15 protein-coding genes and 2 pseudogenes are annotated in these 15,189 nt (G+C 53.7%); 6 read left to right on the forward strand and 11 right to left on the reverse strand.

Features of this window, described 5'->3' with window-relative positions:
* The first annotated feature begins 116 nt into the window (after nt 1–116).
* Nucleotides 117–494, forward strand: a complete 378-nt coding sequence (locus tag QWJ10_RS22525) for a VOC family protein (RefSeq protein WP_286786822.1) — start codon at nt 117–119, stop codon at nt 492–494.
* Between the two features lie 99 nt (nt 495–593).
* Here QWJ10_RS22525 and QWJ10_RS22530 read toward each other — a convergent pair.
* Nucleotides 594–740: pseudogene (locus QWJ10_RS22530) on the reverse strand (carboxymuconolactone decarboxylase family protein); the annotation flags it as partial.
* Between QWJ10_RS22530 and QWJ10_RS22535 the strand changes: the two are divergent.
* Nucleotides 738–1,126: pseudogene (locus QWJ10_RS22535) on the forward strand (nitroreductase family protein); the annotation flags it as partial. The pseudogenes QWJ10_RS22530 and QWJ10_RS22535 sit on opposite strands and share 3 nt — an antisense overlap.
* A gap of 86 nt (nt 1,127–1,212) precedes the next feature.
* Here the strand turns inward: QWJ10_RS22535 and QWJ10_RS22540 are convergent.
* The 8 genes from QWJ10_RS22540 to QWJ10_RS22575 form a co-directional block, all read right to left on the reverse strand.
* Complete coding sequence (locus tag QWJ10_RS22540; RefSeq protein WP_289929730.1) at nt 1,213–1,974, reverse strand: ParA family protein; 762 nt, start codon at nt 1,972–1,974, stop codon at nt 1,213–1,215.
* Nucleotides 1,975–2,066: 92 nt separating this feature from the next.
* A complete protein-coding gene (locus QWJ10_RS22545; RefSeq protein ID WP_010798655.1) occupies nt 2,067–2,246 on the reverse strand; it encodes a hypothetical protein in 180 nt (59 codons plus the stop codon).
* A 412-nt stretch (nt 2,247–2,658) separates the two neighbouring features.
* Nucleotides 2,659–5,751 (reverse strand): error-prone DNA polymerase, encoded by a 3,093-nt coding sequence (locus tag QWJ10_RS22550; RefSeq protein ID WP_289929732.1) that lies wholly within the window; start codon nt 5,749–5,751, stop codon nt 2,659–2,661.
* On the reverse strand, nt 5,727–7,142 hold the full coding sequence (locus QWJ10_RS22555) for a DNA polymerase Y family protein (protein WP_289929733.1): 1,416 nt from the start codon (nt 7,140–7,142) through the stop codon (nt 5,727–5,729). Before QWJ10_RS22555 ends, QWJ10_RS22550 begins: the two co-directional genes overlap by 25 nt.
* Nucleotides 7,143–7,152: 10 nt before the next feature.
* Nucleotides 7,153–7,770, reverse strand: coding sequence for a translesion DNA synthesis-associated protein ImuA (imuA, locus tag QWJ10_RS22560; protein ID WP_289929734.1), 618 nt, complete (start codon nt 7,768–7,770; stop codon nt 7,153–7,155).
* The gene (locus QWJ10_RS22565) at nt 7,767–8,120 is read right to left on the reverse strand and encodes a hypothetical protein (protein WP_010798659.1); all 354 of its coding nucleotides are present in this window, start codon (nt 8,118–8,120) and stop codon (nt 7,767–7,769) included. Before QWJ10_RS22565 ends, imuA begins: the two co-directional genes overlap by 4 nt.
* Nucleotides 8,104–8,292, reverse strand: a complete 189-nt coding sequence (locus QWJ10_RS22570) for a hypothetical protein (RefSeq protein WP_010798660.1) — start codon at nt 8,290–8,292, stop codon at nt 8,104–8,106. The genes QWJ10_RS22565 and QWJ10_RS22570 overlap by 17 nt, the downstream gene beginning before the upstream one ends.
* Before the next feature lie 154 nt (nt 8,293–8,446).
* A complete protein-coding gene (locus tag QWJ10_RS22575) occupies nt 8,447–9,325 on the reverse strand; it encodes a LysR substrate-binding domain-containing protein (RefSeq protein WP_289929736.1) in 879 nt (292 codons plus the stop codon).
* 156 nt (nt 9,326–9,481) lie between these two features.
* Here QWJ10_RS22575 and QWJ10_RS22580 point away from each other — a divergent pair, with 156 nt between their 5' ends.
* The 3 genes from QWJ10_RS22580 (at nt 9,482) to QWJ10_RS22590 (ending at nt 11,449) form a co-directional block, all read left to right on the forward strand.
* Nucleotides 9,482–10,570, forward strand: coding sequence for an NADH:flavin oxidoreductase (locus QWJ10_RS22580; RefSeq protein WP_289929737.1), 1,089 nt, complete (start codon nt 9,482–9,484; stop codon nt 10,568–10,570).
* 313 nt (nt 10,571–10,883) lie between these two features.
* Complete coding sequence (locus tag QWJ10_RS22585) at nt 10,884–11,258, forward strand: hypothetical protein (protein ID WP_289929738.1); 375 nt, start codon at nt 10,884–10,886, stop codon at nt 11,256–11,258.
* Nucleotides 11,255–11,449, forward strand: coding sequence for a helix-turn-helix transcriptional regulator (locus QWJ10_RS22590; protein WP_289929739.1), 195 nt, complete (start codon nt 11,255–11,257; stop codon nt 11,447–11,449). The genes QWJ10_RS22585 and QWJ10_RS22590 overlap by 4 nt, the downstream gene beginning before the upstream one ends.
* A 1,379-nt stretch (nt 11,450–12,828) precedes the next feature.
* Here QWJ10_RS22590 and QWJ10_RS22600 read toward each other — a convergent pair.
* The gene (locus tag QWJ10_RS22600; protein WP_289929741.1) at nt 12,829–13,320 is read right to left on the reverse strand and encodes an ATP-binding protein; all 492 of its coding nucleotides are present in this window, start codon (nt 13,318–13,320) and stop codon (nt 12,829–12,831) included.
* A gap of 170 nt (nt 13,321–13,490) precedes the next feature.
* On the opposite strand from QWJ10_RS22600, the gene QWJ10_RS22605 reads away from it, so the two are divergent.
* Nucleotides 13,491–14,534 carry an IS110 family transposase gene (locus QWJ10_RS22605; RefSeq protein WP_289929742.1) on the forward strand — a complete coding sequence of 348 codons (1,044 nt, stop codon included), beginning with the start codon at nt 13,491–13,493 and terminating at the stop codon, nt 14,532–14,534.
* A gap of 260 nt (nt 14,535–14,794) precedes the next feature.
* Here QWJ10_RS22605 and QWJ10_RS22610 read toward each other — a convergent pair whose 3' ends face one another.
* A complete protein-coding gene (locus tag QWJ10_RS22610) occupies nt 14,795–15,145 on the reverse strand; it encodes a hypothetical protein (protein ID WP_289929743.1) in 351 nt (116 codons plus the stop codon).
* Between the last annotated feature and the right edge of the window lie 44 nt (nt 15,146–15,189).

Consider the following 15,189-nt stretch of genomic DNA (forward strand, 5'->3'; position numbering starts at 1 on the left):
TATGGGCTGGTATTATAGCTTGATAAGTCTATTGAATGCGCCGTTGTTGGACGAGGCCACAGCAAAGGCTCTATAAATCGCACCATTGTCAGCGTCCAATGCACAAGAGACAGGCCATGCAGATCGACAGGATCGACCACCTTGTTTTGACCGTTCGCAACCTTGAGCGGACCTGTGACTTCTATACTCGTGTGCTGGGCATGGACGTCATCACATTTGGCGAAGGACGTAAGGCCTTGGCGTTTGGCGAGCAGAAATTCAACCTGCATGAAGCGGGAAAGGAGTTCGAACCCAAAGCCGAGAAGCCGACACCGGGTGCCGTCGACATTTGCCTGATTACCCGTATGCCTATTGAGGATGTCGTGACCCATCTGCATTCGACAGGCGTTACAGTGATTGACGGACCGGTACGGCGTACCGGTGCCACCGGAGCAATCGTCTCGGTTTATTTTCGGGACCCGGACGGTAACCTAATCGAGGTATCGAATTATTAGTTATCGTCAAAGGTAACTTTTACAAACGCATCCGGCAGCGAATCGATATCGTCAAAATTCGATCAGCGGCCAGGAGTGCTGCAAGGAGATCCGCTTTCGCTACACGGAAGTCTTGGCCGCGTATGCATCCATTACACGGGCTAAATACACCATAGCCGCACCCGCATTGATTGCTACCGCTACGCCCAGCGCTTCGGCAATTTCTTCTTTACTGGCGTCTTTCTTAATAGCGGCATCGGTGTAGACAGTACCGAAGAGCATCTTGGCGCTATCCTGGAGCAGGAGGAGCGCGCTGGTCGCTTCCGGTCTGAAGAAGCCAAGGCCACACAGGACAAGAGCCGTCGTCATTACGTGAGTCTGCATCGCTACGACCAGAAGGATTTGCAGCATTGGATGGAAAAACAGACCTACCTGGCCTTGGGAACGCTATTGCTGGGTGCTGCCAGTCTGGGTGTCGACGCCACCCCATGGAAGGTTTTGACTCTCGCAAGCTGGATGAAGAGCTCGGCCTTCGTGAACAGGGCTTCACGAGTCTGGTTCTGGTAAGCCTTGGCTATCGAGCCGATTCGGATTTCAACGCGAGCCTGCCCAAGTCACGCTTGCCAGCTGAGCGCCTGTTCACTTACGTGTGAACAAGCCAGGCGCCAGACAAAGAAACTGTTTGGCGCCTACCCTTTTGGATACAGGCATGAGCAGCTTGCCTTGATCATATATGCCGCTATCGCTCCAGCCAGTCGAACAACGCCTTGTATTGTTGGGTCAACTTATGGCCAGGGTCCAGATGGATAAGCGGCTTGCTCTGCTGGTGGGACTCTTTCATCTTGACCGACCCCATAAGGTACGTCGGGATAATCGGCATGTCCGTCTTTTCCAGTTCACCTAACAGCGCTCGAGGAACACCGGCATTGGCCTGGAACTGATTGACGACGATACCTTCCACACGCAAACGATCACTGAAGTCCTCCCTGATCTCTTCAATATCAAGAAAGAGCTCACGTAACGCATTAAGCGAAAACGTATCGCAATCAAAAGGAATAAGGCAGCGGTCAGCTGCAATCAAGGCCGATACACTATAAAAATTCAAAGCCGGTGGTGTATCGAGATAGATACGATCGTACTCCTCGATCAACTTCTCGAGGTATTTTCCCAGCTTCTGGATCTTATATTTGGCTTCGAGCTTCATCTGAATATCTTCCAGCTCGCGGGAAGCCGTTATGATGCTCAGATTATGAAAGGGCGTCTCGAGAATAGAAGCCTTGGCTTTCTTGGCGGAATCAGAAACCGTTTGCTTGAAGAAGTCGGCAATACCGGCCGGAATCTCGTCGCCTATAAAGCCTGTCAGATAATGAGTGGAATTGGCCTGTGGGTCCAGGTCAATCAGAAGTGTGCGAAAGCCCTCAGCTGCGCTGATGGCGGCGAGGTTGCAGGCAATACTGGTCTTGCCCACGCCTCCCTTTTTGTTGAAAACCGCTCTGATCATTTGCTTTGAAAACTGCTCCTTGCATGGTAAGACGGTAGTGAGCACAACACGTTTAAAGCGGCACTCCTTAACCGGAGTCCCGCTTCCGCGTTTTACACTGCCTCGGCCAGACTTTCCCTGGTCAGCCGGACGTCTTGCAGCGCATCAATGCGTGTCGAAAGCGTCTGAGCAAAAGCATCGGCTTCATATTCCGTATAGAACTTGACCGGAATATTATTCAGCCAAACAACCCATGTGGATTCAGCTTGTACTTTTTCTATGCGTATATCCATTTCACATGCTCTAAGCTTTAAAGAAATCGACTTCTCGTTTTTGCGCCTACCTTTTAACCTTCAAGAAATAGATTGTCTATATTTCTATAATAAATAAGTAAGCAAAGCTTAATATTCAGTTGTTTTATTACACTATTATTTCAATAGCATTAAAATTAAGTTTCATTGCGTCTTTATGAGATCATAGTGCTATCAACATAGCTATTATAACGCCTTGCTTGATTGGCTTCTGGCACGCCCTTACGTGTATCAGCATTCACACTGACGCATTGGGTTAAAAAGGTTGTGCCAGACCCGGTTTGCAACTAGGCGGACGGCTCTCGTATAAAAAATACGACAGTGCTCAAGGTCAGCTAGGCAAGCGCGACGATAGGCTTCAGACCCAACCGCACCTTACCCGCAGTTAACCTCACTATTTGAAATCCCGGCTCCGGGTATCCAGTCCGTCAAGCAGCTCGCTCAGGTCTGTAAGACGACCCGCAATGAGATGAAGCACTCCTTCTTTTCGCTCAACCGTACCATCGATACGCAGCAGCCTCGACTGCAGCAGTTCGCGTCGCTGCCGCTCGGCAAGGTCACGCCATACGACCACATTGACCATTCCATACTCATCTTCAAGCGTTACAAAGGTGACGCCACTGGCAGTACCAGGGCGCTGCCGACCCACAACGAGGCCGGCAATGCGCGAGAGCTGCCCATGATATCGCTCGGCAAGTTCGCGCGAATCAAGCAGCCGGCGAGTCCTGAGCTCAGCCCTAAGCAGTGCTAATGGATGTGGCCCCAGCGTAGTACCTGTAGCGGCGTAGTCGGTATACAGATCGTCTGCCACAGTAGGCTCTGGTAATTTGACGTGTTCCTCGCTCACCACTGCGCCCTCTGTGAAGAGAGGCAACTGCGGCTCGATAGCTGCCATATTCCAGCGGGCCTGATAGCGATGCCCCGCCAGGCTTTTGAGCGCGCCAGCGTCTGCCAGACATTCACGCGCTCTGGCATCGAGCCCTGCTCGCAGACAGAGATCGGCCACACTCAAAAACGGCTGTACCGCACAGGCTTTTTCAATAGCGCGTCCGGCTGATTCCGAAAGCCCTCGAATCATTCGCAAGCCTAATCGGATTGCAGGCTGGTCGGTGTCTGCCTGCTCCAGACTACAGTCCCAATGGCTGTGACAGACGTCGATTGGACGCGTTTCAATACCGTGTCGCCGGGCATCCTGTAACACCTGATCAGGGCTATAAAACCCCATGGGCCAGCTATTGATCAAGGCACAGGCAAAAGCGGCCGGCTCATGGCATTTCAACCAGCAACTGGCATACGTCAGTAACGCAAAGCTGGCTGCATGGGATTCAGGAAATCCATAACTGCCAAAGCCCTGAATCTGCCGAAAAACACGTTCGGCAAACTCCAGGGTATAGTCATTGGCAAGCATCCGCTCGGTCAATCTTTGCCGATGCGGCTCAAGGCCGCCGTGGCGCTTCCAGGCAGCCATGGAGCGACGCAATTGATCGGCCTCGCCAGGCGTGTAGTCTGCAGCCACAATTGCCAGCTCCATGACCTGCTCCTGAAACAGTGGAACCCCCAAGGTACGCTCGAATACACGCTTCAGGCGGGAGGGATAAGCGATAGGCTCCTCGCCGTTACGGCGGCGCAGATAGGGATGGACCATATCACCCTGGATAGGCCCGGGACGAACAATTGCCACCTCGATGACCAGATCATAAAACGTTTGTGGTTTGAGCCGTGGCAGCATAGCCATCTGGGCCCGTGACTCGATCTGAAAAGTGCCAAGAGTGTCTGCACGACTGATCATGGCATAGGTCTTTCGGTCTTCCTGGGGAATGGTGGCCAGGGTAAGTTCACGTCCCTTATAGTGCCCAATCAGATCGAAGCAGCGGCGTAGCGCGCTAAGCATGCCCAGCGCCAAGATATCTACTTTTAGCAGCCCCATGGCGTCCAGATCGTCCTTGTCCCACTGAATAACGGTACGCTCGGCCATCGCTGCATTTTCTACAGGTACAAGCGTCTCCAGTGATTGCTCCGAAATGACGAATCCACCTGGGTGCTGCGAGAGATGCCGTGGAAAGCCAATCAACTCACCGGCCAAGACGAGCACTCGCTTGAGCAACAGGCTCTCCGGGTCAAAGCCGGCCTCCTGCAGGCGATCCGGAGGCGGTATGCGATCGCTCCAGCGACCGCAGCATTCAGCCAGGGCATTGATCTGATCCGCCGGCAAGCCCAGCGCCTTGGCCACGTCACGCACGGCGCCAGCCGCGTGGTAGGTATTGACCACCGCCGTCAGGGCTGCACGTGTGCGCCCGTAACGTTGAAAGACATACTGGATGACCTCTTCACGGCGTTCGTGCTCGAAGTCCACATCGATGTCTGGCGGCTCGTTTCGCTCATGGGAAATAAACCGCTCGAACAGTAAATTGATTCGCGTCGGGTCAAGCTCGGTAATCCCCAGGGCAAAGCATACCGCCGAGTTGGCTGCTGAGCCCCGACCCTGACAGAGAATGCCTTGCTCTCGTGCAAAGCGGACGATGTCATGCACGGTCAGAAAATAACTCTCGTACCGCTTCTGGCAGATCAGCTCAAGTTCACGATCCAGCTGTTTCGTAACAGTGTCCGGCGCACCTTCCGGCCACCGCCAGATACTGCCCTGCTCTACCAACCTGCGTAGCCAGCTAGTGGGCGTATGCCCCTGGGGCACCACCTCCGAAGGATAGTGATACTGTAGTTCGGTAAGCCTGAAACGACAGCGCCGGGTAATCTTCACCGACTCGGCCAGCAACGCTGCCGGATAGCACTCAAACAGTGTTTCCAGCGTACGCAGGTGGCGTTCGCCATTGGGGAACAATCGCTGCCCAGCTTCGGCGACCGTTACATGATGCCGAATGGCGGTCATGGTGTCCTGCAAGGCCCGTCGACCTCGTGCGTGCATATGCACATCGCCACAGGCGACCAGAGGCAAATCCAGGGCGGCGCCTAGCGCCTGAAGCCTTACCCATCTTTCGGCATCATCCGGACCATAATGTCGCTCGACACCTACCCATAGGCGCCCGGGAAAGCACTCGCTCAACCAGCTGCCCTGCGCATTATCGTCTGTGTCAGGCAGCCAGATCGCCAGAAGTCCCAAGCAGTGATCGGTAAGGTCCTCCTTGAATAGACGATAACGGCCCTTTTCGGCACGGCGCCTCGCTCGGGTAATCAGTCGGCACAGATGTTGGTAGCCGATTAGGTCTTCCACCAGCAGCACAACCTTAGGACCTTCACTGATACAGAATTCAGCACCCACAATCAGAGGTAGGCCATGTGCTTGTGCGGCTTGCCAGGCGCGTACGATACCGGCAAGCGTGCACTCATCCGTAATGGCCAGCGCCTCATATCCCAGGCGTTTGGCCCGTTCAAATAACTCATCGGCACTGGAGGCGCCTCGCTGAAAACTGAAATGGGATAAACAGTGCAGCTCCGCATAACCAGTGCTCATGCAAACCACCCATGCAACCACCAACCCGGCCGCTGTGCGATTGCCTGATAAGCCCAGGCCAGGCGGCCATTGGGAAGCTCCACCAGATAGTAGTCCCGGCGTATATCGCTGCCGTCCCACCAGCCAGACTCGATCCGCTCGGGACCGGCCAGAATATGGGGTGCCGCCTCGCCCAGTGGAATAGGCTCACGTAACAGCCACGCCGGGCGCTTCCCTTGCGCAAGCATCTGTAGATCACATGATTTGGCATCCTGGCGCCAGGATGCCTCCGGCCGATGATCCCCCTGGCCGCCTACCGCATAGACGGCCGAATCACCAAGGCGTGTTCTGAGGCGTTCGCGTAACTGCTCCCACGATAGCGTCTGCTGCGGTCGCGGTTCAAACAAACTACGGTGCTCCGGTACAAAGGCTGGAAGTTGCTCCGCGACCAGCCGCAACGCCAGAATGGGCGCCGTGACCTGCTGGATTTCCAGCCGCCCACGGGCATATTCAAACAACAGGCCCGCATCCCGTTCGGGTGTCAGGAGTCCTACCGTGATCAGGCTATCCGGTTGCGCACGGTGCTCCAGATACAGCATGAAGCGCTGCACACCACTGTCCCTCCCGGCCAGGTACATGGCCAGATCCAGCGTCAGGCGACGTAACGGAAACAGGAGTTGCTGGTTCGACTCCACTTCAAAGTTAAACTCTACCCGCGTATCAAAGGTATCAGGCGGCCGGTAGAAGCCCAGCGCCAATGGCCTTCTACCCAGTAACAGATCGAGTTGGTTCAGCAAACCGGCGGGAAAGCGCCTGGCTATTTCGGCTCTGGGCAGATCCATTACCTGCCTGAGTCGTCTGAACCCCATACGGCCAAGCGATTGCACCAGAGCGTTATCCAGACCAGCCCGGTCCAGTGGCAAGGGGCCGAGCCTTTGCCGCAACTCCGTATCGTTCGCGATAACCAGGTCATCCGAGACATTGGCCATGATGCGCGCGGATACAGGATTGGGCGCCAGGGTAATACGATGGCTGAAGCCGAGCGCCGCCAACTCGTCACGTAGGCGCCTGGAAAACGCAGGCCAGGGGCCAAACAACGGCATGCTCGATTCAACTTCAAGCAGAAGCGCTCGTGGATAATGCAGACTCACCTGGGCACTGAAGCCATATGCCCAGGCAGCCAGAAGATTCTGGTTGCGCTCGATATCGTCCAGATCGTATTCGGCTGTTGCAAAGCCTGGGCATAAGGTTTGTGCAGCAGCGAGGGTCAACCCTGGCGCCAGCCCCAACGCCCTGGCACGGGCATTGACTGCACGCAGGACGCGCCGTTGTGGCGTACCTCCGAGCAAGACCAGGGGTTCGGTACATTCGGGACGGTGACGCAGCACACCGTCCAGCGCCAGTTGTGGCAGCAGGATACACGCCCATTTCATAGCGGCCCCCTTAGCGCCAGGCAGCCGCAGGAAGAGGAAGTGCTATCGGTTGACCGCCACGGCACTTGAGGATGCGCAGCTGTAGCGGGCTGGGCTCTATCACCAGCCGTAGAGCAGCAGGTGATGGATTGGCAGCCTCTTCAAGGCTGCGGTAGACAAATGCCAATGTCTGTCCGGTCTCGGCCGCCACTTGTAGCCTGCGTAGCGCCTTGTCATCCGCACGTTCCGGCCAGCACAGTACCGCACCACAACTGCCCGAGCGAAGGCATTGCTCTGCAGCCCATAAGGTTTCCCGCCCCTTGGCTTCGACGATACTTACCAAGCCCATATCGACCCCAGCGGCGATCCAGGCCTGGGGATAGGGCACGTAAGGGGGTGCAATCAAGGTGACTCGCTCACCGCTTTGCGTCAGCCGGGCAAGCGTAGGCCAAAGCAGCTTGATATCCCCTATTCCGGTATAGGGCAACAGGATCTCAGTCAAGGCAGCCTCAGGCCAGCCGCCAAAAGGCAATCGCTCATCCAGCTCCGCATATCCGGTTGGCTGAGTGCCTATTCTGACCTGAACGCCGTGGCCCTTCCAGACCCGACGACTATCAAGCAGGCCCTCGAGCGCTACCACATTGCTCATGGCATGCCTCCCGCTTTGCGCAGGGCATGGGTCAGCTGGAGATTGTCTCCGGCCAGCGGCTTGAGCAGTAGCCTGAGCAAAGCCAGGCGCGCATGCCGAACCGAATTAAATGCCTTAAAGCGGGAGATGTGCCGATGGGCCTTGACCAGACCGTTGTAAGTATCAACGAGGACTGGTTTGTTATATGGCTTGCCTTGCAGGTGATTGGCCTGCTGGGCTTTTGCTAGAACGCCACGTAACCTATCCAACGTCTCGTTGAGTAAGTGATCATAACGAAGCAGTGATGATTGTGGTCGGAACAGAATGACTTGCAGATCAAGCGAGTCGATCGTTTCACTGAGCTTGTCCATGTGGCCCTACCTTGAGCACGACAACGTTTTCAGCATCCTTGCAAGCCGCTGGTTGGAATGTGCTCTCGGAAAGCCTGTGCGCCAGATGAAGATAATCTTCCTGCGCCATCCAACAGACAGGGTCGATCTGTTTTTCAGGGCTGAGTCGTCGTAAAAGGGCAAGCATGAACATGGGTGAGACCTCCTTTGCTATTACTGTATAAATAAACAGTAATAAGACAAACGGTATCTCGCAATCTTGACTCCGACGAACGGTATATCAAAAGGCTTTTATTTAGCACGCATTCTTCTTACCTCATCACTGAACCCATACCATGCTCTACCCTTCAAAAACTGTTCAGACGATTTCCAAGCAACTCCAGGAAGACCTTTACCCTAAGTGGGATATAACGCCGCGTCGGTAGCAGCGCCCAGATAGACAGCGCCTGCGGCTGTACATCATCCAGGCTGACCTCTATCAACGAACCGGCTGCCAGCGCTTCATGCACATCCCAATAGGTCAGCTGCGCCAGACCCAACCCCTGAAGGCAGGCAGTACGAATACCTTCAAGGCTGCTGCTGGAAAGCCGCCCCTCCACCCGAATCGAGCGCACCTGCTGCCCTGCCATGAAAGGCCAGTGCTGAAGGCCGTTCAACAGGAGACAGGCGTGACGGGACAATTCACTTGAGTTAACAGGCGTGCCGTTGAGCCGCAGGTATTGTGGGGAGGCACATAACACACGTGGATTGACTGCCAGCTGACGTGCGATCAGGTTCGAGTCTCGCAAAGGTGCAATGCGAATGGCTACATCGATACCGCTCCCCACGATATCGACAATGTTATCACTCAGATTCAAATCCACCTTCAAGGCAGGATGCTCTGCCAAGAGCTGGGGTAATAGAGGCGCAATCACCGTGCGGCCAAAAACCGCTGGCGCGGTGATCTTCAGCACACCGCGAGCAGCAGAGGCCTCTGGAGAAAGCGTAGCACGTGCAGCTTCCTCAGCCTCCAGCATGGTCTGGGCATACGGTAAAAACGCCTCGCCTTCGGGCGTCAGCGATACGGAGCGGGTCGTGCGGTGAATCAGCCGAACCCGCAACTCACGCTCCAATGCCGCCAGTCGACGTGAAACGGACATAGGAGTCATGCCGAGGCGGCGGGCCGCACCTGACAAACTCCCCGCCGCTGCAATGGCTGCCAGGACGCCAACATCTTTCATATCCATAGACTTTAACGCCTACCGTTATACCGGTTACTCACTTGTGCAGACTACAGAAGCACTCAAGATCTCGCTATCGTAACCACACGACCCCTCTTCAAGCCTATCGATAAAGGCTTGGCAAACTTCTCTTTGCATTAAAGCCTTTGGAGACATCATCCCATGGTCAAGACACTTTTCACCCATTTCGATATAAACGGCGTATCGTTAAACAACCGCCTCGCCGTGGCGCCCATGACACGTGTCAGTGCCAATGAGGACGGGACCCCGAACGACACCATGAATCGTTACTACGAGCGCTTTGCACGTGGTGGGTTTGGGTTGATCATCACGGAAGGCTTGTATACCGATCAGGCTTACGCCCAGGGTTATGCGTATCAGCCTGGGATGAGCGATGACGAGCAAGCCCAGGCCTGGAAACCTCTTGTGGATACCCTGCATGCCCAGGGCAGCAAGGTCTTTGCCCAACTCATGCATGCCGGTGCGTTGACTCAAGGTAATCGTTTTCGCAACGACACCCTCGCTCCCTCGGCCCTCCAACCCAAGGGCGAGCAGATGACGTTCTACTGTGGCCAAGGCCCTTATCCCCTGCCAAAGGCAATGACCGAAGCAGACATCGCTGATGTCATCAGCAGCTTTGCCCAGGCAGCCAAGCGGGCGGTGGAGGTTGCGGGATTCGATGGCATAGAGATCCATGGCGCTAATGGCTACCTGCTCGATCAGTTCTTTACCGACTACACCAACACGCGTGATGACCGCTGGGGTGGCGATATTCGCCAGCGTCTCTCGCTGAGTCTTGAAGTATATAAAGCGGTTCGCTCTGCAGTTGGGGCTAACGTGCCCGTGGGAATTCGTATCTCCCAAGGCAAGGTGAACGACTTCGAGCATAAATGGAAAGAAGGCGAAGCCGGTGCAGAAATCGTGTTTGGTGCATTGGCCGAAGCGGATATCGACTTCATCCACGTGACCGAGCACGAAGCATGGCAGCCCGCCTTTGGCGAAGGGCCCAGCCTTGCAGCCCTGGCACGCCGCTATGCACCCGGTGTTACAGTCATTGCCAACGGCAAACTGCATGACCCGGAGCGGGCAGTACAGGCGCTGGAAGACGGCGCCGATCTGATTGCCATTGGACGCGGTGCGCTGGCCAACCCCGACTGGCCGCAAAAAGTGGAGAATGCACAGGCACTGGCCGAATTCGATCCTAGCCTGCTAGGCCCGATTGCCCATATCAAAGAATCCGAAACGCTTTGATATCCAAGTCTATTACTTCTCTACCAAAGTAATATTCAATCGATACAGCCACCCAAACGGCCAGACATTTGTCTGGCCGTTTTGCTTCAGCTCTACGTGCTACCGCCTTACGCTACTGGACAACAGCTCGCCCTTAACCCTTATTTTTCTGCCTTAAATGTCAACGCGATCAGGCTCTTCGCCTCTTAATGTATCTTCCCATAAGGTCCTTGTAGCCGGGCCAATCAAAATCCGGTTATTTATGTAAAGCTTGCTTTATATATCTCATAAGGTGGTCAATGATGGAAAGTAGGCTTTACATCAGGAGCATTACATGTCCCGGTATCACTATGAGTTAGGCGCTGCACTTCTTCTTTATAGTACCGTTCTGGTCGCATCCCTGATCCTGCTGCGGCATCTTGAAGGTGCCAGCCTGGCAGTACAGACAGTGGTTTCGTTATTGCCCATCGCCCCGGCCGGGTTGATGTGTTGGGCGATCGTCCGGCAGCTTCGCCGCCTTGATGAGATGCACCTGCGCATCCAACTTGAAGCGCTCGGCTTTGCCTTTGCAGCTTCCGCCCTGCTGACCTTCAGTTATGGGTTTCTTGAAAACGTAGGTTTTCCCCATATCAGCTGGCACATGGTGTGGCCAATCATGGGACTCATGTGGATGATAGGTCTAAGAATAGCGATGCTACGTTACCGATGAAAAACAGACTCAAGGAGCTGCGCGCTGAACGTAACTGGTCCCAGGCCGATCTCGCCTCGCAGCTCGACGTTTCCCGACAAACCATCAACGCCATCGAAAACGGCCGCTATGACCCTAGTCTGCAACTGGCCTTTCAGATATCACGAATTTTTGCCTTGCCTATCGAGGCAATCTTTGATGATGAACAATAAGGGTTACTAATACATTCACTTAGTATGGCTCTACCGCCTCTGCCCGAACGACTTCCACATATTTCGAGCGCAGCTGGCTATTGAATTTAATCTAAGACTAACGCCTATCTGGCTCGCTATACGCAGGATCATGTGATGCGGTAGCTCAAAATTCTTGTGCGATTTGAGCGACGTTTATGCTGTCTAGTTGATACATAACTGGCAGGCTTTAGTAGGCCCCGTCACCCATTCAGAAAGGGGCTGGTTGGATAAAGGTTGTGTCTGCAAATACTGTAATTGCACCAAAGTCTCCTTCGAGAGTATAGCGACCCTTACAGCATGAAACTGACTCTATTTCCCCAAAAGTGGCGAAACCATCCACTGTGTTAAGTCCTGTCCTTAAAGACAATGCGTAAAACCGAATCTTTATCTTTGAGGTATCCCGATTATGAGAAAAGACAGCCACTCTTTCATTAGCCGGAGTAAGTACCGTAAGTTGTACAAACAACTCGCCAGCCTCTAAATTAATCCCAAGAAGCTGGCCCTCTTCTAGCTCTGTTAGCTCCATACAACTCTCACACTGTTTGGTAAGGCTGGACTTTAGCCAAGCCCGAGTAAGCAGAATCAAGTGAGCTTAACCATTTATTAGATCGCGAGACAACTGCCCACAGACTCTTTTAGAATATCTACGAGCTCAGGGTCCATATATCTGTACTCATCTGGAATTTCCAGTACATGAATAGGTTTATGATCCAATAGACGAGTAAAATCCGCTACTAACCTGCTCTTATGCTTCTGCTCCATCACAATAATGATATCCGCCCAGCGTATATCCGCAGGACCTACTGTTTTCCGAGCATTTGGGCTTGTACCTGCAGACCGAACACTGATGCCTGGATGCTTACGCCAGACTGTTTCAGCTGTAGGACTTCGCCACTGATTACGACTACAGATAAATAATATATTCTTCATAAGTCAATTAATTTATAAAAATTGTTTGTCATCATGAGTCTTACGTATTTTATTTACTGGATAGAAACTTCTAGTGTTTAGCTCTTATAAGTTATTCAAGCTGCTATATTAGCCTCCGACTCTTCTCGGACCTTATTTTACTTTTTAGAATAGGCATCGTCTTTATACTTTAAAATTAGTGTTATTCAAATAGATAATCAAAGGATAGCTGCTAGAGCTCTAGCAATAAGCTTGCTTGCGAACAATATCAGAGTGGTTCAGCTTCTTTTACTTCCAGCGATGCATTGTTTGGAATTTTTGTCATTCATTGGCGATAAACGCGACTTGTTCTGGGGTAGCCAAAGATCAATTCTGCCTTTTGCGATTTTGTCATCCAGATCAGTCGGGTCCATGTGACCTGCATTTGACGTTAGGTTAAGAAGCGGGTTTTAGCTCGCCCCAAGCCGAACCACGTTGAACTGCTCCTCCGGTGTTGGCGGCGCGAAGTAGGCCAGTAGGGCATTAAACGTGGCGTCATCTTGCAGCGGGTCACCGCCATTAATGGACCGGCGTTCCCTAAGCTGCCGTCTGCATGTCTCGTCCGATACATCAAGGTAGTGCAGTTGATGGTGGGCACCTGAGCTTTCAATGAGTTCCCGGAACCAGGCCCGCTGATTCACAGTATTGCCGGGAAAGTCCAAGACAACAGACATACCCTGACGTAGCAGCGCACAGATATGGCCAGCCAAGGCGTTCTTGATGCGGCTAGACAGCGTCATGTAGCTGCCTAGATCGGTGACCTCGCCGGGATAAAGACCACGCAGCAGATCGTCTTCCGATAGGAGAGCTGCACCCGAGGACTCTGCGAGCGATTTGGCAAAAGTGGACTTGCCAGCGCCCATTTTTCCGCACATGAGGTGAAGGGTTGCTCTCTTAGTCATTAAAAATCTCCTAAGTGCACCTAACGTTTGGTTAGGGGAACTTTAGCCCGCCCCAGCAAGCGAAGCGAAGCGAAGCGAAGCGAAGCGAACGGTTTGAGGGCTGTAATGGACTCTCCCTGCACCACATTTCTTCTATAACACAGTGGTGACTGTTCGCTGGGAGAGGTGCAATGAAACGCATAGCGGTTGATTTGGCCAAGTCCGTTTACCAGGTTGCCGAGAGTGTTCAGGTCGGTCGGGTGGATCGGCGCAAGCGGCTCGACTCCAGGGCATTTGCGCAATATGTACAGGAGCAGCTCGAGCCTGTCGAGTGGGTGATGGAAGCCTGTGGCACCGCTCACCATTGGGGCCGGTTGATGCAGGAGAAAGGGCATAGTGTCGTGCTCTTACACCCTCGTTACGTGCGTCCGTATCGGCGACGCAACAAGACAGACCGCAACGACTGTGACGCCATTCTGGAAGCAGCGCGCTGCCAGGAAATCCGCCCGGTTCCGGTCAAGAGTATGCAGCAACAGCAGGTGCAGCAACTCCACAAGCTGCGCGAGGGCTGGAAGAAATCCCGTGTTCAACGCATCAACCTGTTGCGCGGCATCCTGCGTGAGGCAGGGGTTGACGCACCGAACGGCATCAAGCCTTTTCTGCGCCAGGCGTGCGAGCTGATCGAGCGGGCCGAAGTACGTGCCTTGCGCGGAGCGCTGCAAGTAGTGCTGGCTGAAATCAATCTCTATGAACAGTCGATGCGCGAGTGCGAGGAGCAACTGGCACGCTGGCATGCCGATGACGAAATAGTCCATAAGCTCGACGAAGTCAGTGGTATTGGCCTGCTGACAGCCAGTGCGTTGAAGACCGTTGTTGGCAAGCCTGAACGTTTCGCCAGCGGCCGACACCTCAGCGCCTGGCTGGGCATGACGCCGAACGAATACAGCAGTGGGGAGCGTCGCAGGCTTGGACGGATCAGCTGCAAAGGAAACGTCTACGTCCGCACTTTGCTGATTCATGGTGCGCGAGCCGCGTTATTGGCAGCTAAACGCTGCAAGGCGCGAACACTTGAGCGGCTGACTCATCTGCAGCGTTGGGCCTTGGACACCGCTGAACGCATCGGCCATAACAAGGCCGCCGTGGCATTAGCCAACAAGCTGGTAAGAATCTGCTGGGCGGTGTGGTGCCATGAACGACAGTTCAGCGGTAACTGGCACAGCATAAAGCCTGCCTGACGGCGAGGCTAACAATGAAGTGAGTTTCTAGTGGTTGTGGTGAGAAGCGAGACTGTCGGAACAGGCGAGTCCTGCAGCAGAGCAAGGTCGATAACTATGATGATCTTTGTGATCGCTTGAACGCTTGGCCCCTGCTGCGCGAACTACAGAATGGCCAGGGTAGTGCCCAGTAAAGGCCGGATATACGAATGCAACCGCGCTGACGACAGGATCGAAAAAGCCATCCTCACTGCTTGTGGGGAGACTCCATATACGCATTGTTATGTGTGCTGCATGGCGAGTCCCGAGGTTAGCCATTGTAAATAATCAGCAACACTTAGTCCTGCAAAGTGGATGGCCGCTAGTGAACCTATAAAAGCTAAGAATACGGAGCTCAGAGGCTTGGCAAGCTTGATTTTATTTACTCTATTTTCAGCATCTTGGCCTGCTTCGCCTAATGATTTGAAAGTCAGAATAAGTGAGATGGCACCAAGAGCTACGCCCATTGAAGCTGAAAGTAAGCTCCCGGTATGCGATGCAAAATATACGGCTCTGTATATCAATAGGCCGGACGCTGTAAGTGCGAGAAAAGCACCAAGAACCAACAAGCCTGCGATTACTTTATTTCTCATTTTCTGTCCTGGATATTATGGTCATTTGGCAAATAACGTTTGAC

The organism is Pseudomonas sp. WAC2, from assembly GCF_030403525.1.
Taxonomy (GTDB): domain Bacteria; phylum Pseudomonadota; class Gammaproteobacteria; order Pseudomonadales; family Pseudomonadaceae; genus Chryseomonas; species Chryseomonas luteola.

What these genes read in the sequence shown, in the direction of transcription:
- QWJ10_RS22570 (WP_010798660.1), bottom strand. Translation starts at nt 8,292, where the DNA reads ATGTTCATGCTTGCCCTTTTACGACGACTCAGCCCTGAAAAACAGATC.
- QWJ10_RS22545 (WP_010798655.1), bottom strand. Translation starts at nt 2,246, where the DNA reads ATGGATATACGCATAGAAAAAGTACAAGCTGAATCCACATGGGTTGTT.
- QWJ10_RS22555 (WP_289929733.1), bottom strand. Translation starts at nt 7,142, where the DNA reads ATGAAATGGGCGTGTATCCTGCTGCCACAACTGGCGCTGGACGGTGTG.
- imuA (WP_289929734.1), bottom strand. Translation starts at nt 7,770, where the DNA reads ATGAGCAATGTGGTAGCGCTCGAGGGCCTGCTTGATAGTCGTCGGGTC.
- QWJ10_RS22600 (WP_289929741.1), bottom strand. Translation starts at nt 13,320, where the DNA reads ATGACTAAGAGAGCAACCCTTCACCTCATGTGCGGAAAAATGGGCGCT.
- QWJ10_RS22525 (WP_286786822.1), top strand. Translation starts at nt 117, where the DNA reads ATGCAGATCGACAGGATCGACCACCTTGTTTTGACCGTTCGCAACCTT.
- QWJ10_RS22605 (WP_289929742.1), top strand. Translation starts at nt 13,491, where the DNA reads ATGAAACGCATAGCGGTTGATTTGGCCAAGTCCGTTTACCAGGTTGCC.
- QWJ10_RS22610 (WP_289929743.1), bottom strand. Translation starts at nt 15,145, where the DNA reads ATGAGAAATAAAGTAATCGCAGGCTTGTTGGTTCTTGGTGCTTTTCTC.
- QWJ10_RS22585 (WP_289929738.1), top strand. Translation starts at nt 10,884, where the DNA reads ATGTCCCGGTATCACTATGAGTTAGGCGCTGCACTTCTTCTTTATAGT.
- QWJ10_RS22580 (WP_289929737.1), top strand. Translation starts at nt 9,482, where the DNA reads ATGGTCAAGACACTTTTCACCCATTTCGATATAAACGGCGTATCGTTA.
- QWJ10_RS22540 (WP_289929730.1), bottom strand. Translation starts at nt 1,974, where the DNA reads ATGATCAGAGCGGTTTTCAACAAAAAGGGAGGCGTGGGCAAGACCAGT.
- QWJ10_RS22565 (WP_010798659.1), bottom strand. Translation starts at nt 8,120, where the DNA reads ATGGACAAGCTCAGTGAAACGATCGACTCGCTTGATCTGCAAGTCATT.
- QWJ10_RS22590 (WP_289929739.1), top strand. Translation starts at nt 11,255, where the DNA reads ATGAAAAACAGACTCAAGGAGCTGCGCGCTGAACGTAACTGGTCCCAG.
- QWJ10_RS22575 (WP_289929736.1), bottom strand. Translation starts at nt 9,325, where the DNA reads ATGGATATGAAAGATGTTGGCGTCCTGGCAGCCATTGCAGCGGCGGGG.